This window comes from Erythrobacter sp. S227, from assembly GCF_057364925.1.
On sequence record NZ_CP200280.1, the window covers coordinates 2,912,317 to 2,937,567 of the forward strand.

General features: G+C 54.2%; 23 protein-coding genes and 1 tRNA gene. 12 read left to right on the forward strand and 12 right to left on the reverse strand.

The window, feature by feature from the left end; all coding sequences use genetic code 11:
- Positions 1 to 19 precede the first annotated feature (19 nt).
- On the reverse strand, positions 20 to 685 hold the full coding sequence (locus AC0V6Q_RS13910) for an RlmE family RNA methyltransferase (protein ID WP_486168976.1): 666 nt from the start codon (positions 683 to 685) through the stop codon (positions 20 to 22).
- Positions 686 to 689: 4 nt separating this feature from the next.
- Positions 690 to 2,087 (reverse strand): Ppx/GppA phosphatase family protein, encoded by a 1,398-nt coding sequence (locus AC0V6Q_RS13915; RefSeq protein WP_486168977.1) that lies wholly within the window; start codon positions 2,085 to 2,087, stop codon positions 690 to 692.
- A gap of 272 nt (positions 2,088 to 2,359) precedes the next feature.
- Here AC0V6Q_RS13915 and AC0V6Q_RS13920 point away from each other — a divergent pair, with 272 nt between their 5' ends.
- From AC0V6Q_RS13920 to AC0V6Q_RS13935, 4 genes are all read left to right on the forward strand, one after another.
- A complete protein-coding gene (locus tag AC0V6Q_RS13920) occupies positions 2,360 to 4,336 on the forward strand; it encodes a DEAD/DEAH box helicase (RefSeq protein WP_486168978.1) in 1,977 nt (658 codons plus the stop codon).
- A 95-nt stretch (positions 4,337 to 4,431) separates the two neighbouring features.
- Positions 4,432 to 4,505, forward strand: a tRNA-Gln gene (locus tag AC0V6Q_RS13925).
- A 210-nt stretch (positions 4,506 to 4,715) separates the two neighbouring features.
- Entirely contained in the window at positions 4,716 to 5,600 is an 885-nt protein-coding gene (locus AC0V6Q_RS13930; protein WP_486168979.1) for a recombinase family protein, read from the forward strand.
- A 234-nt stretch (positions 5,601 to 5,834) separates the two neighbouring features.
- A complete protein-coding gene (locus AC0V6Q_RS13935) occupies positions 5,835 to 6,299 on the forward strand; it encodes an antitoxin Xre/MbcA/ParS toxin-binding domain-containing protein (protein ID WP_486168980.1) in 465 nt (154 codons plus the stop codon).
- A gap of 343 nt (positions 6,300 to 6,642) precedes the next feature.
- Here AC0V6Q_RS13935 and AC0V6Q_RS13940 read toward each other — a convergent pair whose 3' ends face one another.
- Both AC0V6Q_RS13940 and AC0V6Q_RS13945 read right to left on the reverse strand, forming a co-directional pair.
- Positions 6,643 to 6,909 (reverse strand): hypothetical protein, encoded by a 267-nt coding sequence (locus tag AC0V6Q_RS13940; RefSeq protein ID WP_486168981.1) that lies wholly within the window; start codon positions 6,907 to 6,909, stop codon positions 6,643 to 6,645.
- Positions 6,906 to 7,358, reverse strand: a complete 453-nt coding sequence (locus AC0V6Q_RS13945) for a helix-turn-helix domain-containing protein (protein WP_486168982.1) — start codon at positions 7,356 to 7,358, stop codon at positions 6,906 to 6,908. Before AC0V6Q_RS13945 ends, AC0V6Q_RS13940 begins: the two co-directional genes overlap by 4 nt.
- Positions 7,359 to 7,443: 85 nt before the next feature.
- Here AC0V6Q_RS13945 and AC0V6Q_RS13950 point away from each other — a divergent pair, with 85 nt between their 5' ends.
- The 5 genes from AC0V6Q_RS13950 to AC0V6Q_RS13970 all read left to right on the forward strand — a co-directional run bounded on the left by AC0V6Q_RS13950 (position 7,444) and on the right by AC0V6Q_RS13970 (position 13,597).
- Entirely contained in the window at positions 7,444 to 7,644 is a 201-nt protein-coding gene (locus AC0V6Q_RS13950) for a helix-turn-helix domain-containing protein (protein ID WP_486169317.1), read from the forward strand.
- A 166-nt stretch (positions 7,645 to 7,810) separates the two neighbouring features.
- A complete protein-coding gene (locus AC0V6Q_RS13955; RefSeq protein ID WP_486168983.1) occupies positions 7,811 to 8,578 on the forward strand; it encodes a hypothetical protein in 768 nt (255 codons plus the stop codon).
- Entirely contained in the window at positions 8,575 to 10,734 is a 2,160-nt protein-coding gene (locus AC0V6Q_RS13960; protein ID WP_486168984.1) for a hypothetical protein, read from the forward strand. Before AC0V6Q_RS13955 ends, AC0V6Q_RS13960 begins: the two co-directional genes overlap by 4 nt.
- Positions 10,735 to 10,742: 8 nt before the next feature.
- Positions 10,743 to 11,693 (forward strand): TniB family NTP-binding protein, encoded by a 951-nt coding sequence (locus AC0V6Q_RS13965; protein WP_486168985.1) that lies wholly within the window; start codon positions 10,743 to 10,745, stop codon positions 11,691 to 11,693.
- On the forward strand, positions 11,690 to 13,597 hold the full coding sequence (locus AC0V6Q_RS13970; protein WP_486168986.1) for a hypothetical protein: 1,908 nt from the start codon (positions 11,690 to 11,692) through the stop codon (positions 13,595 to 13,597). The genes AC0V6Q_RS13965 and AC0V6Q_RS13970 overlap by 4 nt, the downstream gene beginning before the upstream one ends.
- A gap of 98 nt (positions 13,598 to 13,695) precedes the next feature.
- On the opposite strand, the gene AC0V6Q_RS13975 is transcribed toward AC0V6Q_RS13970, so the two are convergent.
- The 6 genes from AC0V6Q_RS13975 to AC0V6Q_RS14000 all read right to left on the reverse strand — a co-directional run bounded on the left by AC0V6Q_RS13975 (position 13,696) and on the right by AC0V6Q_RS14000 (position 18,891).
- Positions 13,696 to 14,133, reverse strand: coding sequence for a hypothetical protein (locus AC0V6Q_RS13975; protein WP_486168987.1), 438 nt, complete (start codon positions 14,131 to 14,133; stop codon positions 13,696 to 13,698).
- 23 nt (positions 14,134 to 14,156) lie between these two features.
- Positions 14,157 to 14,417, reverse strand: coding sequence for a hypothetical protein (locus AC0V6Q_RS13980; protein WP_486168988.1), 261 nt, complete (start codon positions 14,415 to 14,417; stop codon positions 14,157 to 14,159).
- A 673-nt stretch (positions 14,418 to 15,090) separates the two neighbouring features.
- Positions 15,091 to 16,533, reverse strand: coding sequence for a hypothetical protein (locus AC0V6Q_RS13985; protein WP_486168989.1), 1,443 nt, complete (start codon positions 16,531 to 16,533; stop codon positions 15,091 to 15,093).
- Positions 16,534 to 16,594: 61 nt separating this feature from the next.
- Entirely contained in the window at positions 16,595 to 17,743 is a 1,149-nt protein-coding gene (locus tag AC0V6Q_RS13990; RefSeq protein WP_486168990.1) for a DUF4238 domain-containing protein, read from the reverse strand.
- 240 nt (positions 17,744 to 17,983) lie between these two features.
- The gene (locus AC0V6Q_RS13995) at positions 17,984 to 18,460 is read right to left on the reverse strand and encodes an RES family NAD+ phosphorylase (protein ID WP_486168991.1); all 477 of its coding nucleotides are present in this window, start codon (positions 18,458 to 18,460) and stop codon (positions 17,984 to 17,986) included.
- The gene (locus tag AC0V6Q_RS14000) at positions 18,460 to 18,891 is read right to left on the reverse strand and encodes an antitoxin Xre-like helix-turn-helix domain-containing protein (protein ID WP_486168992.1); all 432 of its coding nucleotides are present in this window, start codon (positions 18,889 to 18,891) and stop codon (positions 18,460 to 18,462) included. Before AC0V6Q_RS14000 ends, AC0V6Q_RS13995 begins: the two co-directional genes overlap by 1 nt.
- Before the next feature lie 276 nt (positions 18,892 to 19,167).
- On the opposite strand from AC0V6Q_RS14000, the gene AC0V6Q_RS14005 reads away from it, so the two are divergent.
- On the forward strand, positions 19,168 to 23,040 hold the full coding sequence (locus tag AC0V6Q_RS14005; RefSeq protein ID WP_486168993.1) for a tetratricopeptide repeat protein: 3,873 nt from the start codon (positions 19,168 to 19,170) through the stop codon (positions 23,038 to 23,040).
- Positions 23,041 to 23,109: 69 nt separating this feature from the next.
- Here AC0V6Q_RS14005 and AC0V6Q_RS14010 read toward each other — a convergent pair whose 3' ends face one another.
- Both AC0V6Q_RS14010 and AC0V6Q_RS14015 read right to left on the reverse strand, forming a co-directional pair.
- Positions 23,110 to 23,502, reverse strand: a complete 393-nt coding sequence (locus AC0V6Q_RS14010) for a RidA family protein (RefSeq protein ID WP_486168994.1) — start codon at positions 23,500 to 23,502, stop codon at positions 23,110 to 23,112.
- Positions 23,503 to 23,707: 205 nt separating this feature from the next.
- On the reverse strand, positions 23,708 to 24,148 hold the full coding sequence (locus tag AC0V6Q_RS14015) for a MerR family transcriptional regulator (RefSeq protein WP_486168995.1): 441 nt from the start codon (positions 24,146 to 24,148) through the stop codon (positions 23,708 to 23,710).
- A gap of 81 nt (positions 24,149 to 24,229) precedes the next feature.
- On the opposite strand from AC0V6Q_RS14015, the gene AC0V6Q_RS14020 reads away from it, so the two are divergent.
- Complete coding sequence (locus tag AC0V6Q_RS14020) at positions 24,230 to 24,871, forward strand: cation efflux transmembrane domain-containing protein (protein ID WP_486168996.1); 642 nt, start codon at positions 24,230 to 24,232, stop codon at positions 24,869 to 24,871.
- Position 24,872: 1 nt separating this feature from the next.
- Positions 24,873 to 25,235: a DUF3703 domain-containing protein gene (locus AC0V6Q_RS14025; protein ID WP_486168997.1), complete on the forward strand. Its 363-nt coding sequence runs from the start codon at positions 24,873 to 24,875 to the stop codon at positions 25,233 to 25,235.
- The last annotated feature ends 16 nt before the right edge of the window (positions 25,236 to 25,251 follow it).

The window sequence follows — 25,251 nt, forward strand, 5'->3', positions numbered from 1 at the left end:
TTGTACGCCAGGGCGCGTGTCAATCGCGCCCTTTGAACCCTTGAGCAACAACATACCATTCCGATGAGTCCTTGCGGCTCGCGGGTGGTTTTGCATGCTTTACCGTCTTGAAGTGCGATTTTAGCAAATTGAGCAGATCGGCATCGGTCCCCCCGGCAAGCACTTTAGCAATAAAGGCCCCGCCTTTTTCGAGCGTCTCCACCGCAAACCAAGCGCCCGCTTCGACCAGGCCCATCGTGCGTAGGTGATCGGTTTGCTTATGGCCGACCGTGTTTGCGGCCATATCCGACATTACCAGATCGGGCGGCCCGCCAAGCGCATCTTCCAACTTCGCTGGCGCTGCATCGTCCATGAAATCCATCTCGAAGATGGTGACGCCTTCGATTGGTTCGGTCGGCAAGAGGTCGATGCCGACAATCTCCGCCTTGGGAGCCTTTGCGCGGACCACCTGGCTCCACCCGCCCGGAGCAATGCCAAGATCGACCACGCGTTTTGATCCGCGTATCAGGCCAAATTTCTCGTCCAGCTCAATCAGCTTGTAAGCCGCGCGGCTGCGATAACCGTCTGCCTTGGCCTTTTTTACATATGGGTCGTTAAGCTGCCGCTGCAGCCAGCGGGTTGAGCTTTCGGTGCGCTTTTTGGCGGTTTTGACCCGTCTTTCGGGGTTGCGGCCTGATCGTGTCATAGTCTTAGCCCGCTGCCCTGTTTTCGTCTTGGTTTGACCCTGTACCGTGCGATGGCTGGCGCGAGGGCCCGCCATCAAGCTCTGCTGCCATCATGCTGCGCAAAATGCCCTCGCGGATGCCGCGATCGGCAACGCCAAGCCGTTCAGCAGGCCACAGATCAAGGATCGATTCCAGAATGGCACAGCCTGCCACCACCAAATCCGCACGGTCATTGCCGATGCAGGGCAATTGGCTGCGCTCGTCAGGGGACATGCCGGAAAGCCGCTCGCTTATTTCTCGCATCGAAATGGAGGGGACGATCAAACCGTCCACCGCCTTGCGGTCGTAATGCGGCAACTCCAGATGGAGGCTGGCAAGGGTTGTCACGGTTCCGCTGGTTCCCAGAAGGCGGATGTCCTCTTGCTCTGCGGCCTTGGCGATCCGCCCGGCAAACGGTGCAAAGCTTTCAGAGACCACGCGGCGCATCTCGCTATAGCGGGCAAGGCGCGCTTCCCTTGGCGAAAGGGTGCTGTCTTCGATCACGCCCACCGTATCGGTTAGCGATACGACGCCCCAAGGGACGCTTTGCCAATCGATTATGTGAGGGATTTTTTCGCCCGGCTCGAGCAGCACGAGCTCGGTTGAGCCCCCGCCAATATCGAAGATCACCGCAGGGCCTTCGCCCGCTTCCAGAAGGATATGACAACCAAGAACAGCAAGGCGCGCTTCTTCTTCGGCGCTGATAATATCGAGCGCGATGCCGGTTTCGCGGCGCACCCGTTCAATGAAAGCTTCGCCATTGGAAGCCCTGCGGCAGGCCTCGGTTGCGACCGATCGGGCAAGCCGCACATTGCGGCGGCGCAATTTATCGGCGCACACGGCAAGCGCGCCCATGGTGCGCTCCATCGCGTCATCGGACAGTCGCCCTGTCGTGGTGAGGTCCTCGCCAAGTTTCACCACGCGGCTGAAGGCATCGATTACGGTAAAGTCACGTCCCGAAGGCCGTGCGATCAGCAAACGGCAATTGTTCGTTCCAAGGTCCAGCGCCGCATATGCTTCGCCTGACCTGTAGCCACCTGCCATCGACGAAGGCTTGCCATGCCGCACTGCCGGGTCAGACCTGCCCTTCGCATTGGCGCGCGGGGGATTTGCGGAAGAGCGCCGATTGGCCGGCTTGCGACCTTGCCGGGCGGGATTAGGCTTCTTGCCAACATCATTGTCGGCCTTCGCATATTTGGAATTTTGCCCGCCTTTGGCGGCGCCGTCCCGCGCTTGATTGGCGCGTTTTTGCCCACCGCGTTTGGGGGCCGGATTATTTTGCTGGCTAGAGCGTTTATACCGAAAATCGGCTACTTTGCCGGACCTGCCGCTCCGTCTTTTGCCAGCTCTTTTATTGTCGTCCGGCGGAAGCGTATCCGCCATAAATCGTTCTTTCATTTCACCGAATGCGCAACATGCATCGGCACTTGGGGACGAAGCTAAACGATGAGGCAGGCAAGAGCAAGTGACGCTCTGCCTTCGCACCTGCAAAATAAAGGAAGCCAAAGCGGTGCATTATCGCTATGGGGCTCGCACGGGTGGCAAAAGCGTTGGCTATTGCCCGTTTGAGTTGAGTGCCGAGATCGCGCCTTTCTCATCCCCACATCAACTCTCGCGCGCCGGATTTCCCGCGCGCTAACCCCAAGCGAAATACTATGTCTTTTGAAACACTACCGCCAATGCTGGGCGAGGCTTTGACCCAGCGCGGCTATACCGAACTCACCTCCGTCCAATCGGCGGTTACCGCCCCGGAAGCGGCAGGGCGCGACCTGCTTGTCTCTGCCCAAACAGGATCAGGCAAAACGGTTGCTTTCGGTCTCGCTTTGTCTGGCGAACTGCTTGGCGAAATTCGCGGCACTCCTCTCACCGAGCGGCCATTGGCCCTCGTGATTGCACCAACACGTGAACTTGCTTTGCAGGTCAGTCGCGAGCTCAGCTGGCTTTACGCACAGGTCGGCCTTCGCATTGCGACCTGTGTTGGCGGCATGGACGCGAGCAAGGAGCGTCGCAATTTGCGCTCTGGCCCGGCCATCGTGGTTGGCACGCCGGGGCGTTTGAAGGATCACCTCAATCGCGGCTCCCTCGACCTGTCAGGATTGGTGGGCGTGGTGCTCGATGAAGCGGACGAAATGCTCGACATGGGCTTTCGTGATGATCTGGAAGAAATCCTTGATGCAGCGCCTGACACACGGCGAACACTCCTGTTCTCTGCCACCTTGCCGCGCGCAATTGTGCGTCTGGCAGAGCGTTATCAAAGCGATGCGCTAAGACTTTCCCTCGCGGGCCAAGACCGCGGCCATGGCGATATCAGCTATCAGGCGATCACCGTAGGCCCATCTGAAATCGAGAAAGCAGTAGTCAATCTGCTGCGCTACCACGATCCGGAAACAGCGATTTGTTTTTGCGCGACCCGCGATAGCGTTCGTCGGCTTCACGCGACGCTGCAAAACCGGGGCTTTGGCGTTGTTGCCCTGTCTGGTGAACACTCTCAGTCAGAACGCAACCAGGCGCTTCAAGCGATGCGTGACCGGCGCGCGCAAGTTTGCGTTGCGACCGATGTTGCTGCACGCGGGATCGACCTTCCCTCGCTGAGCCTTGTGATCCATGCGGAGGCTCCGCGCGATGCGGAAACCCTTCAGCACCGCTCTGGCCGCACAGGCCGGGCTGGTAAAAAAGGCACCGCTGCGATCCTGATACCGTTTAGTCGCCGCCGCCGCCTTGAAAGCATGCTTCGCGGTGCGAAAATCGAAGCGGAGTGGCTTGGCGCACCAACGCCCGAAATGATCCGGAAGAAGGATCATTCGCGGCTTATGGAAACGCTCACCGCGCCGTCAGAATATGAGGATGACGACCGGGCAATTGCAGCTGAACTTCTGGAGCGCTTGTCACCAGAGGATATCGCGGCTGCATTGGTGAAAGCGCACCGTGCCAAAATGCCCGAGCCCGAAGAATTGATGCCAAACACGCCCAAAGCTCACGAGAAAGCCAAGGCGGATCGCCGCCGCGATGGCTTTGAAGATATCGTCTGGTACAAAATGGGCATCGGCCGCCGTCAGAACGCCGAGCCTCGCTGGATACTGCCTTTGATCTGTCGGCGCGGGGGCATCACTCGCAATGAAATCGGTGCGATCCGCGTTGGGCCCAATGAAACGTGGTTCCAGATCCCGCGCAATGTCGCTGGCGACTTTGCCAGGACATTGCAGCAGACGGAAAACACCGGCGACAAGCAGGACGACATCGCGATCGAAGAATCTGCCGAAGGCCCCCGCATGGAGGCGCGGAACAATCGCAAGTCTGGCGGCCCCAATGTCCATGCCAAACCCTTCCGCTCAAAGCATGGCGGGAAAGGTGAGGGCGCAAAAGAGTGGGCTCCCAAGGGTAAGGGCGGCAAGCCACGCAAAGGGCCCTCGTCCGACTTCAGATCAGAAGATGGACCCGCAAAGGGCAAACCGTTTGGCGGCAAGCACAAATTCGACCGTCAAGACAGGAGCGGTCCGAATAAGGGCGGGTCCAATAAAGGCGGGCCGGGTAAAGGCGGGCCTGGTAAAGGTGTGTCGGGCAAGAAGTTTGGAGGCGACAAGAAAGCGGGGGCCTGGAAAAAGGCAAAACCGGGCGGGGACAAACGGAGTTAAGCCACCCTCCCAAAGCCCTCCTGCGCCCTCCAGCGCTACCCAAAGCGCGCTTTGCTTGACCCTTACATAGGCACACGCTAGAGGCGCGCCGCTATTGCCCCGTCGTCTAATGGTAAGACTACGGACTCTGACTCCGTCAATTGAGGTTCGAATCCTCACGGGGCATCCAGCACCATATTCTTGCACACCAAGACTGACACCAATGCACAGTAAGAGTGCAACTTCCGCGTTTGCAGGGGTTTCTGCCGGTGTCTCAGCGAAAATCCAACCCCCTGAGAAGCCTGCCGCGCCAGGATCAATTTGCACGCGACCCCTAGACCGAATTTCTATCTAACGGTATCAAACGACCGTTTCGTCCCATTAGATGATTTGAGACACGATGGTTTCAATTGGTTACGCGCGGGTTTCGACCGAAGAGCAAGACACGAGTGGGCAGCGTGATCTACTCGTAAGTCAAGGCTGCGAGTTGATCTTTGAAGATAAGGCAAGTGGGGCATCGCGTGATCGCCCCAAGTTATCTTTGGCCCTAGAGCGAGTGCAGCCGGGCGACACACTGATCGTTGTGCGAATAGACCGCTTGGCACGGTCGCTCGCGCATCTTCTCGAGATCGTTGAACGTTTGAGAGCTAAACGAGCTCACTTCCGTTCAATCTACGACCCGATCGACACATCCAGTCCACAGGGCATGCTCATGATGCAGATGTTGGGCGCTTTTGCCGAATTCGAACGCTCGCTGATTAGGGAGCGGACAGTAGCCGGCATCAATGCAGCCCGTGACAGAGGCGCCAAACCAGGCAATCCTAGAATGCTTGCTCGAGACCGCGATGCAATTAACCACCTCAAACTCCGCCAGAAGGAACGGTACCTACATCAGTTGATCGATGGGCGCCGACGCTGGCTTCCTACCGTTGAGCGATTGCGACCGCATTTCCCCTGGAACGTGGTCTTGCGCCAAATTCGGTCCATTCAGCCGCCGGTGCGGTCGTTCTCAGAGCGCACACTCGTAAAAGCTTGTCGGGCACTGGTCGAGGCTGGCTACTCAGATCCACGTATTCTCGAGCGAGCTCCCCGGTTGCCGTCTGATGATCGTGTTCCGCGACTACTGGCCGATCGACTTGAGACATTTCCCGAAACTTCTCTTCGAGCTCTGGCTCGATGGCTTTCTGAAGATCTACGTGAGCCTACACCAAGAGGAGGACTGACATGGACCGCCGAGGGCGTTCGCCGCGCACTTGCGCGAGCGGAAACACTCGGTCTGAAATGATGCACTAGCGTAGTTTTTGACGATGTGCCTCGGACCTATCGATCTGTGATTTGCTTACCTCTTTGCCGAATTTACTTGGGAGGATCGAATATCTTGTATCACTGGCGGTCCGGCTAATGCCGGGTGGAAAGAGGCAGAAAGCGTCCGGTCGGCTTGCTGCCCCAATAGTTGGTCGCCGGTTTGCGGAAGAAAGCGGGATTGCCGATCAGTCTGAATAGTCGCTATTCATTGGTAATGTCGAACACACCAAACCTGTGGCGTAGCGATTTACTTGACCGCGTTTGCAGTCGGCTCAGCGCTGTTATGCCTCCTGGCGAGCGGCCAGCAACAGAGCTTGATGTACACAAGGCCATAGAAAAGGGTTTCGTCCTTCAATTGAGTAGGATCGATGGCTGGATCGCTGTATTTTTCGAACGGGTCGTTCCTTCTGAGAGCGTCTCCGCGCCTACGAAAGGGGCGGAATCGGAAGACTCGAAAAGTTGGCTGAACCCATATGTCAGCGGCCGTATTTATCAATTCGCTTTGGTCTTCGAAGAGGCGCTCGAAGTTCTCGGATCAGAAAAGGCCGTGATCAACTTTCTCGATGCATCGTCAGTCGCGTTGAACAAGCATAAACCGATCGATCTGCTGCAGACGCGGCCCGGTCTTCAGCTAGTTAGAACCCACATCGAGCGTATGCGACATGGGGTCTACTGTTGATCTATGGATCGCCGGCCCAGCTGGCCCGCCGTTAGTGAGTTTCGAACTATACCCTACCACCGCTGGTGTGCGAATATGTTCGCCCCTTGGCATTCCAAAGGCCTCAAATTTGCTCGCTATGTCTTAGTTTGAGCGCAGCTCTGTAACAGTACTGAATAGCGGTTCTTTATCTCAGGTTGTTTTGCGGGCGTTATGCAAAGCCCAAGGGCGAGCTCTAGGTAGACCTCGAAAACCTCATGCTCTCGTACCAGCCTCTCGTTGAGAGCCAGCATGACTCCACCCTCCAACCGCGCCATTCTTGGATAGCTCCAATTCCGCATTTTGAGGCACCTGTTTTAGGGCCTCACCAATGACGGTCTGGCCTTACACTCGCAACTGAAGGCCAGAAATAGCAAGCGATGCAGAGAAGCCCGCATCCGAGGCATGCGGCTGCGCCTAGCGCGTCACTGGCGACGACTGCGATGAACAGTAATGCTATTCCGGTAATGAGGAATGCCAAAGGGGACCACATCCAGACATTCTTCTCAAAACTGCGTTCTTCCGCCAGTCTATCGGTAAGTTGATCGATGGAGTCTTTCTTTTTCCGCTTTTTGAAGGGAATAATGCTCATTTCGATTTTGCCTTTTGTGCTCGATTAAGGCCATCTTCGACACCTGCAAGTCGCTGAACTCGATCGCCCTCTGGCAGTTTGAGCAGCTGCACCGTCATCTCAAAGACATCTCCAGCGTTAAACTGGAGCCCTGTCCGCTCGAAACATTTCTCTACTTCGACTGCGAGCGCGGCCCCTGCCTCGCTTTGGACATTCCCCAGATCGCCCTCGAGCAGACTAGCTAAACCAAGTAGGAAAAGAACAGCTCTTGCGCCGAACCGCGCAGCGACAGCGCCAAGAAGGCTCGCAGGAGGCATCGATGATCCTTGCTCCCATCCGATATATGAGCCTCTCGTGACACCCAATTGCTCGGCTATTTTCGATTGGGTCAAGCCTAAGTGCTGGCGCATTTCGCGGAGGCGATGGGCGGAAAACCCAGCCTCCGTTTGCAATTGTATGGCTGTTGACATATTAGTACTTTCGAGTCGATTTATTAGTTATTCTAACTCGAAAGATGGTGCCATGGCTAGCCTTAGCGATAGCGAACGCCACGCCATGATCAAAGCAGTCCTCAGAGCGCGGGGCATCAGCTTCACGCAGCTGGCACTCCAGAACGAGGTGTCCGTTTCTATGATATCCTTGGTTTCGAAAGGTCAGTCGAAATCAGCTCGTATCGAGCATGTCCTGGCTGAGGCTGTGGGCATGACACATCAACAATTATGGCCTGATCGGTCAACGGAGGCAGCCATGATGTAGTCAAACATCCCAACCGAAAAAGAAAAGGCCCAGCCCAAGCTGGGCTGAACCTTTTCGAGACAAACGTCTCTTGCATTTCGTTTTTCTCAAAAAGGTCAGAAATTGTCAAGCGCGCAGTGCTTTGCGCGGCGCTTGCGCGCGGCTTTTTTCAATGACGGAGAGAAACATGAACGCTGGGTCTACGGCGCCAATAAGAATTATTCCTATCGCTGATGCCTCATACGGCAGCGATGCCTTGCGAGCGTTCGCAAGAATTTTTGTTCATCCAAATGGCCATCCGTTAGGCAATTCGCTTGTGGGGAGCCGCGCCATGCCTACCGGCAGCTTTGCGTCACAAAAAGCAGGCGTATCCATGCCCTGGGTGCGACATCACGAAAAAGCTTTGGTCCAAGCCTTGGAATGTCATCCGGATGTTATGGACTATCGAACGTACCCCCATCGGCTTCAACTCGCCGACGATGGTATCAAGATCTCCTACATTCCCACGGCCGCCTACGACCGTGCGGATGGCTCTGTCCACGTCGTGACATTCGATGTGCTGGGTGAACGAATTCGTGAAGCTGTCTCCAAAGCTTATGCCAAAATGGGTTGGCAATTTCGCAGATTGAATGCGCGCGATTACACCCGCGATTCACACCTCAACAAGTTTCATTCGCGTCTGCTCACATACCGCAGTGTTGCATTTACCTCCGCGGAGACCTTGGCGGTGCAAGACCTTCTTAGCGACGGTCAGGGCAGGGCTAGGGTGGAAGCTCTTGCCACCAAACTAGGAGGCTACCCAGGTGGATATGCCAAAATCTGCGCGATGCATCTCGCACGGCAACTGGTCATAGAGTTCGATCTCGCGCGCCGCGAAGCGCTGTGGGCATCAAAGGCCGATGAAAGGACCAACAACTCTACACTGAGCTTCAAACTGTGGGAGCAGTTCTCATGACTCGGATTGCCCTTAAGTCAGGAACGATGCTCAATGTCCGCGGAATGGAGATGGTCTTTGAGCGAGAGCTCGGCGATCAAAGCCTTGTGTTCGCACGCTTGCCAACCGGTGTTCCCTGGCTGATTGAAGAAGGAGAGGGCTCCCGGCTTCCTCGGTGGGGAGATGTCGAAGCAGTTTTAGCAACAGGCGAGCTTGTCATCCACAATAGAGCAGGTTCTGCGATCGCAAACTCCCGCAAGTTCACCCCAGCGGACGATGCGGTGGAATTGGATCCTGATGCCCGAGTCCGGGCCTTGTTTGTGCGAAGCTATGACAAATCACCTGTTCCGCTGGGCAACCAATCGCTCAATGCCTTCATTGAAAAGACTGCATTGAGGCACATTGATGAGGTCGAGGATTGGCGTCCGAGCGCTTCATCGCTTCGGCGATGGATAGAGCACAGAGGCACCATCGGCGACCGCAGGATGAGCGATATGGTCTCTCAAGCGGGGCGGGCCAGCAAAACGTACAAGTTCGCTCCGCTCGTCAACCGAGCCGTGCTAACGTGCGTGATCTGGTATTGGTCGCACAAAAGTCGTTCTATTACTGATGGCTATGCCCGCCTAAACCGGATGCTGCGCACCTGCAACGCGATCAGGAGCTCAGGCGGAGGTCCAATCTTAAAAAGTCCAGCGTACGAGACATACAGACGCTATGTGCGCGCGGCTGAATGCAAAGAAGCCTGGATCGCGAAATGGGGGAAGCGGGCTGCGCACGCGAAATGGGGCCCTGTCAAAGCCGGGTTGTCCGCGTCGACTATCCTTCAAACCACCATCCTCGATCACACAGTTTTCGATGACATCCTCGTTTTCGACATCGAGCGGCGGCTACCCATGGGACGGCCGGTGTTGGTCACAATCATCGATGTGTATTCAAGGTGCTTGCTGGCTTGGAAGCTATCTTTTGAGCCTCCTCAAATCTGGTCAGTCGGCGAAGCGCTTAAAATGGCTAACCGACCCAAGCCGTGGCTCGCTACCTTATTCTCGGACGCTCCCTACGGCGCAGGAATTTACGGTAAAGCGAGCGAGCTCGTCGTTGATAATGCGTGGGAAAATATTGGACGATCAGTAAAAGATGGCCTTGCAGATTTAGGAATAGACTTGACCTTCGCGCCGATCGGAGCGCCTGAATACAAATCAATTGGCGAACGCATTTTTGGTACGCTCAATTCTCTTCTGATCCACAAACTTCCGGGCGCTGTCGACATTGATATTGAGACCCGCAGGTTGTTCGATATCGACCCAACGAAAGACGCAGTCCTGTCATTGGAAGAGGCAGAAGCACTGCTCGACGAAGCGGTAAACCTCTATCACCATAAGAGGCATTCTGAGACAGAAATGGCACCAGCTTTGCTTTGGCAAAAGGCTGCAGTGAATGGCGTTAATGTCTTGAATGATGACAGCCTTTTAACAGCCACGCTCGGCACTGTAGATAAAGGACGCCTCGACCGAAATGGTGTGAAGTTCAAGCATTTGCGCTACCGCGATGAAGGGGGCATCACACAGATACTCGACAACAACTTTAAACACGTCCCGGTAAGGAGCCGAAAGAAGAAATCGTCGAGAGTGCCTATAAAACTTAAATATAACGCGATGAATTTGGGATCAATCGAGGTTTTTGATCAGACCACCGCGACCTATCACACCATGCGAGCAGTCAATTCTGAATACGCAGAAGGGCTGTCCCTGTACCAGCACAAATTGGTTTTGGAGGTTTTGAAAAAGGAAAACGAGGATTTCCATAGCGAGGAAAAGTGCATGGCAGCGCTGCAATGCCTGCGCACCAGGGTAGAGGCCCTCGCTCCAAAAATGCGCATCAAAGCTCGTAAAGCCGCAATGCGATTAAAAGCGAAGCTGCCTGACAATGCTTTGCCTGGAGATACGTTGGCCGTGGGCGTGCCGGCACAAAGCAATCCCTATCGTATTCCCAACACGCCAGCGATTGCCAATCGCTCGGACAAAGGCATGGCTGCCGAGAGCGCATTCACGCGCATGGCTAAAAAACGGTCGAAGAAACATGAGCCCGCCGAGCGAAGACCGCCGCCACAAGCTGTTTTGTCAAGTCGTGTTCCAGAACCAGAATCTGACGAAGACTTCCTTCGCAACCTTGATTGGTGAGATTAGCCATGAACCTTCATCCACGCATGATACCTGTCCTTGTCGAGAAGCAGATTAAACTCAAGAAGATCCATATTCAGCATCCTAGGATCGAGGCGGTCCATGGGCTCTTTGATTACATGCGCCACATGAAGCGAGCCACAACTGATCGAAAAGAACGGCACAAGGGCGTCCGCATTTTGGGCCCCTCATTCTCCGGAAAGACCCGCTCAGTTGAGAGCTATAAAGCAGCTCGGAACATGGATGATGACGATCACACGGTGTTGCACGTCGAGCTGCAACAAAACGCCACCCCCAAACGGCTTTGGATCGATATTTTGACTGCTATAGGCGACGATTTTTCGCCGAACGGAACCGAGGATCACGTAAAAAGGCGCGCTATAAAATATCTGAACAAACTACCGATTGAGCTAATTGTCCTTGATGAAGCTCAACAACTGCTGAAGCGCGGTAGCACCGCTATGGCATGGGATGTCTCGGAAGCGCTCAAGAGAGTGCTCGACGAAGGTTATGCCCCAGTGGCTTTCATTGGTACTGATGAAGCTCTGCCGATTTTCGAGAAAAATCCTCAACTCATCAATCGATCGCTACCGCCTGTCGAACTCAAGCCTTTAGATCCGACAATTGAGGAGGACCAAAAGCTGTTTCGCGGCTATTGCGGACGCCTCGATCAGCGCATGGTAGAGGTCGGGTGCGTGTCGAAACCGACCGGTCTGATGAATTCTCACATCCGCGTTGGACTGCATTACGTTTCAAATGGCGTTCTCGGGGTCGTCAACATTCTTTTGTACCACGCGCTTCATGTAGCGTGCTGCGACAACCGCGATCATCTTACTCTGAGCGATCTCGCCCTGGCAGTTGATAGGTGGGCAATTCCTCACGTTCGTTGCGATGTAAATCCCTTCACACCGACAGTATTTGGTCATGAGCAGTCTGCCCCCGGAATGGGTGAGTTATGACTGAGCTATCGTCCGGTATAAAACCGCTGATCTTACAAGTTACGCCATATCCAGAGGAGAGCTTCCGCGGCTTTCTTAGGCGCAGCCTCGCTGAAAATCTGATTGGCGGTTACGGCCAATTCAAATCCTATCTCGCTTTAAGCACCGACGCACTGAATATGCCTGAAAGGCTGTCTTCAAGAGAGAAGGTGGATTTAGCGAAGTTTCTCGGGATTGAGGAAAGCCGACTCATCCTATTGATGAATGACGATCGAAAGTTCAGTGTTAGCGGCGGTCTTCGCAAAGTTTCTCCAAGGTCCTTAGCAAAAGCGCCTTACGACCGAGTGTCTTGGGGGCTCAAAGAGCTCGTGTTCTGCCCTAAATCTCTTGAGCTGCTGATCGATCATTGCCCAGATTGTCGCGCACGTTTAACCCTGCGAACCTCCCAACCCATACCTTTTTGTCACAGATGTGCAGCAGATCTTCGAGAATATCGAACCGACGTAGTCGATGAGAAGCATCATGATATAGCAAAAATTGTAGGAGCTCTGCTTTCTCGCGATCTCGCCGTCTGCAATGCTGCACGAGCCAAATTTCCGGCGAGCCTCCGGAACATGGAAGGCTTAGAGATTTATTCAGCTGGCGCGCATCTCAGCCGCCTTATGCAGGCAGGGCTGCCAAGCCGCAGAATTCTCTGCGATGGTTTCTGGGAACAAGGCTTTCAGCCAGGTCATCTTCCTATTGATAAATTCCTATCGGGCTTTCGCATCCTTCTGTCTTGGCCAGATAAAATCCGCGAGTTCTTATCTCCAGATAATGATGTCTTGAGCATCATCGAACGCTGCATTTTTGCAGTTAATTTGCGAACATATTCAGCCGGTGTGGACCTACCAAATGAGTTTCGTGCTTTGTTGCTGGCTGAACTACCTCAGATTGATTACACTGGTTACGATCTCAACCGAAGAACCGGGGTGAACAAGAGCAAGTTTAATGCCGAATATAAGGCTTATCGCCGCAAGCATGGGTTTTTGACCCATAAGGAGGCTGCCGAATATCTCGGTATCAAAATGAAGCTTTTTACAGACGCGAGACACCTGCGCCTTCTGCCCGACATAGTGCCTGGAGTGCGAGGTACGCTTTTCAGAGGAGACAGCCTCGAAGCGATTGAACACCGTATGGCTGACACCATGCCCATCAGTCACTCGAAGCGTACCCTTGGCCTCTCAAGCTTGGCTGTCGAACAAATGGTAGCTTGCGGATTACTCGACGATTTGAGCGATACGCCCAAGGCGCTGATGCCAGCGGGGCCATTTATTAGAAAGACAGAGCTGCGCGGGCTTTTGGCGAAGATTTATGCGCTAGCGGGTAAGGCACGGCCTCGTCGAGACTTGCTCACCATAAAAAGCGTGATGTCCGCCATTGGAGCACGAGACAAACCGTGGGCACCTCTTCTCGCATCCATTCTTGAAGGCAAACTGAAAGTCTATCCAGGCGTCGAGCCAAGCTTAGCGTTCGATCAATTTCGTGTGCGGATCGAAGACACACCGGCAATATGCAAAATGCAGTTTTCTTTTTCCGAATTTCCAAATTTCAGACGAAGATCGGAACTGAGCGGGCCGGAATGGGCAGAGTTTCTGAACATCGGCAAACCAGCTAAGGAAATGTCGGTAAACAACAACCTTCTAAACATCGATAAAAGAGGTCGAAGATACCTTTGCAAGCTCAGCGAGGTCCAGCAATTTGCAGCTCGCTATATCTCGATTTGGGAGACAAGAGCGCGGCTTGGAATGTACTCAGCAACGCTACCTACGGTTCGCGGTGTGCTTGATGATTTACAGATCCTCGCTCGTCATGATCCATGGTTTTGGCCACGAGATGATACGCTTGCGGCGCTTGAGAAGAGTGGTCGCATCGCAAGCTGCTAATTGTTCATCAGAATGATTATTTTCAGGTCGATGGCAACCTAGGTCAGCGCCGAGCCCTTCGTTTTTTTGCGAGAGTTCGATAGATCGCTTCACATAGGCTACTTTTTCATCGCTCCGACTACCTCAATGCGACCATCGAGCTCGTCGAAGCGCCAGGCCCCTGGCATGTCGTGGCGTTCTCCGTCGCTGCCCTCGATTCTGACTGTCACTTCGCAATTCTCTCCAGGTAATGGCGACGCTGGTGCGCAACTTATGTCGCGCGCTGAAATGAACTTTGAACGCGCGACATATTCTGCCTCCTCCTGCTCGAAGCGTGCATTCTGGGCTGTTTCGCGCGCACCATCAGCCAACTCATTATCCGTCCCCAAGCGACGAGCAATGTTTGCTGATCGCTCGGCGCTCTTTTCGAAACTCTCTGCATGACGTTGCAGGAATGCGGCCCGATCCAACTGCGCATCTTGCTCGACAGGCCAACGCCGTTCGATAGCGGCCTCATAGTCGCTGTCTGTAGGGCCGCACGCCGCAACGAAAGCCAACAGGCCCAATCCCAAAGCGCGCCTCATTGAGCGTCGCCTTCATCCGAGATGGGCTGTAAACGCGGCGAAAGTGCTTTGAATTGCCGTTGGTCTCTGCCTTCGAATTTCAGAAGCTTGAAGGGCGCGCCGGTTTCCTGATCGGCGAATTCAAGCTCGCGATCATTTTGAAAAGCATTGATATAGAGATTGGCACTACGGATCTCGTTCATGCCATTCGCGACCAGTGCCTGCACGATGCAGTCGACCGCGTCCTGAAATTCATGCGGGCGGTACTGGCCGCTCATTTTTATCCGCATGTCGTCGTTACTCCCTGACCAGCTTTCAAGCCGGGCCGTAGTAACATCCGAGACTGAGTCCGAACGCGCTGCCGTCTTTAGGCAGGGCCCTGGACATGCACGACAGCGACCCGGCCAGTTGCACTGACCAAGCCTCAGTCGTTCAGCGGAGTTACTACGCTCCGGGCCGCAATTTCTGCGGCGTTGTCCAAGCTATTGCATCGACACGCGGTTTTGTCATCCCCGCTCAATCGGCGCTCGGCGATTGTCCCCTAGAAGAAACGTCTAGTAGTTGAGGCTACCAAGACACTGGTTCGAAGCTAGCTTTGACAGGCCGGGAGTAGCAGGAATGCGCCCCAATCCAAGACATAGCGATCCAAGATCTAAGTTCCTGAAAGCAGACATTCACGGCGACCGTAGCCGATTGTCGCTGGGTCACTTTAGCCTAAGACGGACTAGTCGAGAGGAAGTGCGCCAGCATCTGGCTTCGTTAAGCCAGCATCGGGAAATGAAGTTTGGACACGCACCACCTGTCAGGCTGATGCAGGTGAACCTATTCGCCCGACAAGGAGACACTGCGATCCACTGGATTCTCGGAACCGTATTCTAGTAGATCGCACTGCCAATCGGTCATGTGCAGACCAGCGCCGCCAGAAGGCAGCAGGGTATAGCTAGGACTTTCCTAGTTTTTCACCGCATTTCCGACGCGGTAGGATAAGATAGCATTTGCGCTGTCTTTCAGAAGAAGCCTGAGGCTCAATATGCGTGTTGTCGGATCTCTTTGCTCTATGTGATCGAAGCAAAAACGCAGGAAATTCCAGGCGTCTGTTATGGTGAATACGCTACTTTCGAATGGTACAGAAAACTCATGTCGGACTACTATGCCTTGGTTTAGGTGTTCGAAACAGCATCGTATGGCCTCGATAGGTTTGTCCATTTCGATCATACGGCTTTTTGTGTAGGCCCACACATCTAGTTCCAGAGAAAGTAGCTCCAGCTCGGTGATGGCGTGCTCTGCCTGAAATCGTGTTGTATCCGATAGCTGACCGTCCTTTTCGCACGCCTCCATGGCATGGCGTACGGTAACAAGGCATAACTGGCTGGATATCACAGTCGTTGGATAGCTCATATCGAGAGCGAGCGAGGGCCTTCTTTCTAGTCGGCTTGTGGTCAATTTGACCTTTGTCTCGTTGCCTGTGCTAACCGAGATATCGCGATATTTCTGTAAGGTCTCGGGTGCGTAGATGTCCGCCAGAGACTCCTTGAGCACTATATCGAGAACGACTGCACTTAAGAAGCGAGCCGCGACTTTATGCTCATCCTGCTTGTTGGGGTCCCAGCGGCGTGGGCTCTTAAGCGAATGGTGCCGTAGTTTACCCCGAAGGAGTACCAACTCTCTAATCTTTTCGCGAGTATCGATTGCTTGATCAAAGAGGTCGAATTTTTCGGTTCCAGCGGGTATTGTTGGCTTCGAGAATTCGACTTCTACCTTTTCCAAGGCCTTACAAAAGACTTGGCTCTTTGAGAGCAAATCGGTCTGTTTCTCATTGCCCGTTTTTCCGTCGCAGTAGCGGGTCTCAAGGAACAGAAACATATTGTTATACGCATCGACAAACCGACCGGCCTCGAATGCAAGTCGGCCTTCACGATAGTGAGATGTTGATTCAATGCGATCTTCTGAGATCGAACCGACACAAAATGCTCGTCCAATCTGCTCGAAGTCAGATGCTGCGTTCAACGCCTTATCCGGATTCGGCTTAAACGACTTGATGTGGATTTGATGGTCTTCTGCAACACTTTCCGCGTGGAAACGGATTTCATAATTGTCGTAGTCCAGATCGACAATTTGCTGACCGCTGACGACCGCCTGCCAATTCATAATGCTTTTGCGGGCTAGCGCGGCGTAACCGCCTCCATTGATCTTGATGCTCGCGTTCTCGCTGTCCTTAATTGCTGGCGTGATCTTTGGGGCCAGATCTACGCTCACATTTGAGTACGCGAGACACACTCGTTTCAATACGTTTTCATCTCGCTCTAGGAAAAACGTAACGTCTCCAATCGTGATCGGCCAACCTTCCATTACCTCAACATAGTTTCTGACATCAAAGGCAACGGTTACAATCATCTCAACTAGACTATTAGCCTCCAATCTACGCCCCAAACAATCTTGGATATGGATTCTTCGTCTACTCTTTGATGTAGGCGACCTTCCTCGTTAGAGGATTGGCGTCAGGATGCTGTGTGTTAGGCAACTTGGTCAAAGGAAACTTGCCATCCTTTGCTTGCTGGGAGCCTTGCCGAAAGAAACCAGCCATGGCTCTAGTATCACAACCTTTTGGGCTTGCAGAGAGTTTGAGAAACGAAGGCCAAGTATGAGGCTTGGGCATGATTGGGGATACTGAGACGATACGGGGCTCCTGAGACTCTTCATCACCAGGCTGCTCCTTTCGGTAGCGCTCCATTCCATTGACAACTCCATCAGCGATACCGGTCCAGATTTCGACCCAGCTATCACGCCTTTTTTCCATTCCGTGATGAACGGCCCTTTTGACTGCGTCCTTTCCAGCTTCATCTGCAAAATACAGACAACTTGTGGCCATGATTGCCTGGAGTTCGTTAAGGCGGTGCACATCGGTTTCGTTGCGAAGCTCCAAAATGCCATCATCCGCGTTCAATTTGTAAACATCACGGTCGTACGCGAGATAGAGCCAGTGAGAATTGAGCGGCATTGCTGCGATGAGACCAGCAGAAGCCAAACCCGAGGTCGGATCGCCAAGCTTTTGAACATTGTATCTGTTGGTGCAGACTGCGGGATTGTCCGACGTGATAAACGGCACAGAGGTCAAATTTACGATAAAGACGGGCTCGAGGTCTTCCAAAATATCGTTCTCAGCCGCGGCGATGTAAAGTTGATGCTGCATCTCACGTGATTGCACGAAATTCATTGGCTCTGGTCGAGAAATGCCGCCAATCTTTAAATTTTGTGCATGATCTATGGTCTCCCTACGTTGTTCAAGCATATGCGGCGTTCGCAGATACTGAAGCAGAAAGAACCTAGAGATATCGCCTGTGTAGATTTGCCCATTGCCCTCTAGCGCTTCAATCGCAATTCCGTAACGACCCTCAAAGTGTTGAACGAAGTCTTCAAAGATCTCATCGGAACCGTAAAATTTGTTCTTTGAGCACTGATCGCTAATCGAGATCCCGTCGATGAATCTGTCGTGATCAATCAAATATCCGTTGATTCGCCGACGTTCAGCACCCGGCGGATCACAGCTGAAACGCCTAAGATATGCTTTGGGTACAAAATGCTGGTTCTTATTGTTTGCCACCACTCAACAAGTTGGGAACAAGCATTTGAGATTCAATTGTCTCGAATCATTTACGGGATTTGGTGGTTTCGAACCGTCTAATTGGCTTTGCGGAAGGCCTGCCTCGAAAAGGCTGGTTATGGGAGCATGAGGCGCCCAGCACAAAGAAATCTAGATGACCATCCTTTGAAAACGGCGTACCCTGTGAAAGTGCCGGTAGTGTTGATCCGAAGCGGACTGCGCTTTTCAAAAAGACCTGTTTCGTCAGCTGTAAAGGCGCTCATCCCACCATACGGGTTGCGGGAGTTCCCATGCAATCTTCCCGAAGTCGGCGTGGGTGGGGTTTATCAGGACATTGCGTTCGAGCCGGGCGGGTATCGAAGGCACGAATAGAATTGCGCTGCGCTTTTCCTTAAACCAGGCTTCACCAAAGGACTTGCAAATCGTCTCACGAGGGCCATCCCACCCGGAATGCGCTTCGGGTTGAAAGACCTCATAGGTGATAGGAGGCGGGATGGTGATCCGAATGTAGTGCTGATTGGGTGGTAGCAAACCGCTCGAATGCACGAGCTTTTCCAGCATCGCCGTCGAGTAGTGCTCGCTCGTATAGATTAGCGGACTGAAACGCGTGTTCCACCGACCCGGGTAAAGCCTCGACCCTTCCGCGCTGAAAATGTCGTGCTCCCCTTCCGGATCGCCAAGACGGTAGCAAGTTATAACCCGGTCGAGCAGTTGGCTCATCAGACAGCAGCGCCATAGGCGGTGCGCCCCAGAATGTTGGATACCGCATCTGCGCCAGGACCGGTTGCAAGCGTGACGTCGAGCGGCAGCTTGCCATCGAGCATCATGTGCGGACGGGTGAGAAAGGCGCGCGCGCCATCAGGCGTGCCATAGACGCTCTCAGCAAGCGCGAAGACTTTCGCAAGGCGGGCAATGCGATCGCTCTCCTCGCGGTTCAATATCTTCTTTACCGCCTTTTTGCGTCGCTCGAACGTTGCCTTTGGAATAAGGCGAAACTTAAAACTGGCATCACCAGGCGATACCTGCCCTGCAAGACGCTCGAGCGCGCTGATCGGCAAACCGCTCTCCACACTGTTTGCAAGCGCGAGGCGCGAGCCCTTTGCACTCTCCAAGCCAAGTAGATCTTCCACTTCCGCAAATTGCGTTGCCATTGTCTGTCTCCTTCAGATGAGGCTGATATACGCCTAATATGAGACCAAAACAAGTTTTCCCTGCTTTCCACAATGTTTCCACCTCATGAATGCATCTCGCAGGGCCTCAACGCTCTTTTTTGTTCCACCTATGTCCTTGTATGAAGTTCGTATGAGACCTATCTTCGTTTCATTTGAAACGCAGCGCTGCAGGGGGAGGTGCTTACATTGAGGGGGCATGATGTCTTATCCTAAAAATCAAGCGGACGAGCTCTGCTTCGACGTAGGGCACGCCTGATGGCAACACAAAGCATCATAAAGATCCCTGCGAGCGATGCGGAATTTGAACGAGCAACCGCGGTCCTCTTTCGCGGCATCCTCAGCGACCCCAATGTCAAAACCGTTGCTAAGCGTGGCAAGAAACAGAAAGGTATCGATGTCCTGGGGCGCCGCGATCGCGATCCCAAACAACAAGTGGGTATCCAGTGCAAGCTGCGCACCACCGGGCAAAGGCTGACCGAAGACCAAGTTCGCGCCGAGCTCGACAAAGCGCTGACGATCAATCCGCCGCTCTCCGAATTCTTCATGGTCACGACGGCCAGCGATGACCTAGCCTACGACGAACTTGCCAATCGCTTGGTACGGGAACAGGCTGAAAAGGGTCGTACTATCGACGTCCAGATTTGGGGATGGGACACACTTCAACAGCGGATTGGCGAGGACCAAAAGGCGCTCGATGCCTTCGACCCAGGACATAGCGCCGCTGTCGACTGCCTATTGTCGGTCGGAAAGGAGGTCGCAAGAGGTCAGGAGGCGGTGCACAAGTCGCTTACCGATGGATTGCGAACAGCCGAGCAAACTCACCTGTTGGTCACACAGCTCGCCCAAGACGCCGATCAGGCCGCTGCGCTTGAGACGCACTTCGATAGAGAAATCGACGGGTATCGCGACATGCTCAACGAGGGCAAATCACACACTGCGCTTGAACTTCTCGAAAAACTCGAAGATCGGCTCAGCGCAAGCGATCCGGCTCGTATCAGAGCGCGAGTACGGGCAAATATCGGGCTCGCACACCAACGGCTCGGTGATGAGACGAAAGCTGGCAACTGTCTACTCGAAGCTTTCACCATCTTTCCCGATGATCCGAAGATCGCGAGTAATCGCATTCTTGGCCTCCAACTGCTGGAACGCTTTGAAGAATCTCTAGAAGCGGCTGCGGCAAATCTTTCCGAGAACCCAGACGACGAGAACGCGGCCGGATTCGTGTTTCAGGCCGCAATGTTTCTAGGCGAGCCTTGCGACCCTTATGCAATCGTGCCGGAACAGCTGCGTGAACGAACACTGGTTAGGATCTACGAGTGCCATTATCTTAGGCGCCTGGATCGCGAAAGCTGGATCGATCTTGCGCTCACTACTTGGGAAGCTGATCCTGACGACAAAAGCGCTCGCAGGTTGGCCGCCGACGCCCTGCTGGAAAGGCGGTTGGGCGATGGACGGTTCAAACGATCGCCTATCTCCGATGAAACCGGCCAAAGGGAGCTTGAAACCGTAGAAGAGCTGCTCGGCGAGATTTGGCAAAGAGTGCGCGGCTACGAAAACGCTGGGGACGAATATCACGTCACCGCCGGCTGCAATCTGGTCACAGTCAAGCGCGCCCTTCGGCGCGGAAACGAAGCGCTTCGGATAGCCGCGCAGCTACTTGAGATTGCGCCACAAGATGACCGTGCGCTCGCCTCAGCAGCCCATGCGAAACTGGATTGCGAAGATCTTGCCGGCGCCGCTTGCCATGCGGAGCAGATGCAGGAGGGGCCTGAGAAGACATCGCTTTTGTTGAACATCTGGTCTGCCGATTCTCGATGGTCCGCTATTCTGGAGTACGCGACGGCGGAGCGGCGCGCTAACCTCCGCGGCGAGCATCTCGAGCAGTTCGACACGATGCTTTTCCGAGCTCGGTTTCTCTCAAACGAAGATGATGATCACACAGAGGCCGCTGAAGCTTTGCTTGCGGAGTGGCCTGATGCTCTTGCCGTCTACGTCATCGTCGCCGATTACTTCTGGAAGCGATCGCCGGAGAAGTTTGAAAGCACTTTCGAGAAAGCGCGGTCGCTCCTCGGCGACGAGAGCACCTATGCCGAGCGGCTGATGTTCGCCAACCTGTGCCACCTGACCGATCGTTGGCACGAGCTAGTTGAGGCTTTGGACGGGTACGTTTCGACGCAGGTGGAGAACGTCGCCCTGGAGTGGCTGGCTACTGCCTTTGCGAATGCAGGCCGTGTGGCCGGCGCAAGCCAGTTTTTTGCAAAGCTTCCACGCGAATTGATCAATCAGCATCGATACGCCCGCCTTGCATCCGCGGCCGAATTTAATCGTGGAGATTTGAGAGCAGCGGTGCGCTATGCGGAGATGGCGATCAAGGCTGCGCCGAATGACCTCAAGTCGCATCTCTTCCTCCACGCCGCCTTAGTTCGCCAGAACAAAGAGCGCGAAGCCAACCGGCATATTGGCTCGCTTAAGGAAAATAAGCTCGAAGGCACCCCTCTCGACCATCTTCGTCTCGCGCAGATCTTGCGCCAGAAGGTCGATGCGCGTCGCGGCTTGAAGCTCGGCTTCGACATCGCATCGAATAACCGCGATCTTCGCGAAGCAGCCTTGGCTTGGCCTGGTTTCATTTTCTTCGAAAGGGATTTGCCTGACGCAATTAGCGAGTTGTCCGCAGCCAACGAGGACATGTGGTTCGCACTCGAGGGCCAGGACGGCGATGCTGATGTTTCGGGGCTGCTGAGCGATACAAAGGTGCCTGAGGTACGCTGCTTCGCTCTCGACCATCCGCTTGCCAAAGCGATGAGCGGCAAAAAAATTGGCGATCGGGTGGAATGGGAGCAGCCGGTCGGGCCACCGCGCGAATACATCCTGCGCCGGCTCCGACATAAATACCTCTGGCTGATGGATTCCATTATGGATTCACACGCGGACCGCTTCCCCGAAGAAACGGCAATGTTCGCACTCAAGATCAAAGACAACGACATTTCGCCGATGCTTGATCTCGCAAAGCAGAATTCCGAGCAAGCGCAAGGTATGCTGGATGTCTACAACGAGAATGACTTCCCTCTCTGCGTAATTGCTCCCATGTACAATCGAAGCGTAATCGGCATGGCCGAACAACTCGCGCTTACCGGAGGTGAGCTTCGCACCTGCCACGGCGTCGGACCTGAGAGAGACTATTCAGAACAAGTGGTTCTCGCTGCAAAGGGTAAAGGTGCAGTGCTGGATACCATAGCAGCGTGGCGCGCGCAGCAGTTCGGAATTCTTCCTGCGCTGAAAGACTGGTTCGGCGAACTGTATCTCCCGCAGTCAACTTTCGACGAATTTCTCGCAATGCGTGGCGAGATGGAAATCGGCGCAGGGCAGGACGGCGGAAGCCTCGCCTATATCGATGGGCAATATGTTCGCGATGAACATAGTGCGGAGGAGAAAAAGGCAAGCCTGGAGCGCGTAAGTGCAGGCATCGAACGAATCCAGGAATATTGCACCATTTGTCCTGTCGACGACGGCGATTTTTCCGGTGCAAAGCTCGGTGTGATTGCTCAAGAAGCCGACCTGCTCGTCGATACTATCATGCTGGCCCGATCAAAGGTCGCAGCGCTTCTTTCAGAAGAGATTACCTTGCGCCGTATGGCATTCGATCTCGGCGTTCCGAAGAGCACTTGGCTGCAATGCGCCATCTCGGTGATGACGAACAGCCATAGCCTCGATCTCGACGACGCCTGCGCCGCCATCGCTAAACTCGCGATTTGGAAGCATGGACATGTGTCGTTATCGGGCCAATACCTTGCGGGCATCGCTACTGGGAAACTCGAGCCACGCTTCGGATATTTTCAGGCAGCCGCTGAGTATCTTGGCGGCCTAGACGCAGATATGGATACACATATTGGCGCCTTCGTTGGCGCGACAGACCTTCTTTGGCGCTCTAGCTTACCCACACATGAGCAGGGGCGCTGCGTTGGGCATTTGCTAACTCGTTTAATAGCGAACAGAAAGGATTGGCGGAAAATCCTAGATAAGGTGCAAGCTTACGTCGAAAGTGAGGCGCACCGCGTTCCGTATGGAAAACGCACCAAGGACTATTTTGATGCTTGGTGCTTTGGGCATTTTCTCAGTAAAGCGGTCTAACCGAACGATGACGAATTGAAGCGGACTTCCCGGTATGGGAAGTCGAACGCGAGCATCGCTGGCGGATGTTCACTGGGCGGCGATTGCCTCCACCTCGACCAGTATGTCTGGGTGAGTGAATGCGGTCACGACAGAAAAGAGCGCCGCAGGAGCATGCCCTGTGATCCACTCATCTCGGATTTCTCGATAGGCTTTGACTGCTTCATCGTCCGCAACCACTGAGAGGACGGTAAGCTTCACCAAGTTATCGATCGTCATTTCTGCCTCCAATAGGACGGCTTCTAAGTTGAGCATGGCCTGCTCGAACTGTGCTCGAAAACCTGAGAGAAATGCTCCCTCACTGTTGAGTCCAAGCTGCCCGGAAACGAAGAGCATTCGCATCCCAGGATCGACGGCAATTGCGTGCGAGTAGTTGGAAAATGGCGGCGCAATCGACTTTGGATTGATCTGAGTTAGCGGCATCGCACAATCATCCTAAAGTCAGTGCTGTCTGACAAGAGACTACCGCATCCGAGCGCGGATCAACGAACGATCTATGTCCGCTATCTCGAATTCGCGACCAAAACCAGACGGTCCGCAATCGGCCCCGTTTGAGCCGTCGCTCAATGACCCGAATTGGGGGTGTCAGTGGACGTTCCCCAAGCCCATGCTTTATCGATTATAACGATCAGAATCCCTCGACCTTTTCATGCCGGTCGTTGTCACATTGGCTATGATCACCAAGGGCTTCGATCACCTTACAATCCGCCACCGATCCACCGCTGCAAACCCTAGCTATACGTTCCAGTTCTTTCTCAAGAGCTTGGAGTTGCGAAATCCTCTGCTTAACAAGAACAAGCTGTGTCTCAGCGATCTCATTCGCTGTTGAACAATCCATCTCGGGGGAGGCTTGCAAGTGGAGCATCTCGCGAACCGCATCCAAGGAAAAGCCAAGAAAACGGGAATGCTTGATGAAGCCAATTCGTTTCACATCTTCTTCCCTGTACAACCGCCTGCCGCCAGCGCTGCGCTCCGGCTTGGCCATCAGACCAACCTGCTCGTAGTAGCGGATGGTTGTTATTTTCACTCCAGAGCGCTTCGATAGCTCACCAATCGAAAGAGATTTCATACACTTAAACTTTCCACTTGCTTCTACAGTCACTGTAGCTTGCATAAACCTGTCTGTCATTACGACTCGGGAAGAAGAGCAATGTCAGGCTGCTGCGAAGAGAAAGTGTTTGATGGGCTGTCGCCCGCCTACAAGCGAGCGTTGATTGCGGTCATCGCGATCAATGCGACCATGCTCGTTGTTGAGATGTGGGCGGGAGTGACTTCAGGCTCGCAAGCTTTAAAGGCGGATGCATTGGATTTCGCGGGCGATGCAGCGACCTATGCACTCAGCCTGGCTGTGATCGGCGCATCCGTCCGCACCCGAGCAATGGCTTCGTTGGTTAAGAGTGGATCGCTGGCGCTGATCGCTGTTGCTGTTCTGGGTATAACAGCATTCCGCTTCGCGGAAAGCGTGCCACCCGAAGCCCAGACCATGAGCCTTGTGGCTCTGTTGGCGCTCGCCGCGAATGTCGTTAGCCTCATCATCCTGCTCAAATGGCGTGATGGCGACAGCAACGTGCGCTCGGTGTGGTTGTGTTCACGCAATGATGCGATCGGCAATGTCGCGGTGATCGTCGCTGGGCTCCTGGTTGCCGCAACTGCCAGCGCTCTGCCGGACCTTCTCGTGGCGGTTCTCCTGGCAGGGCTCTTCCTTCGGTCATCTGCTTCAATCGCTCGGCAAGCGTTTTCGGAACTGCGGTCCGAGCACGACCAAACCACCTGCGCAGAAGGAAGCCAATAACATGACTCTCAGCAATCGAGCTCGCATCGATACATTCCTACAAACCGAGTATCGCGACGCGCGCAGCGCTGCGGATGCGGGCAAGACCGAAGAGGCATGGCATCACTTGGAGCGGGCGCACATTGTCGCTCAAGGAATGCTCGCGCCGCATCTTTATTCGCATTGGCGAATGCTATCGCTCGCAGCGAAAACTTCAGATGGTCGCGAGGTTCTTGGCCAGTTGATGCGCCTTGCTCTCGCGCCGCTCGGCAATCTCACAGGTCGGCTTCCCATCGGCAATACGGGCCGTTCCGATGTGAGCGCGTTTGTTTACATGGATATTCCTGCCGATCTCCAAGCCATTCTCGATAACTCGACCAAGTAGCAGTCAACTCGCCAAC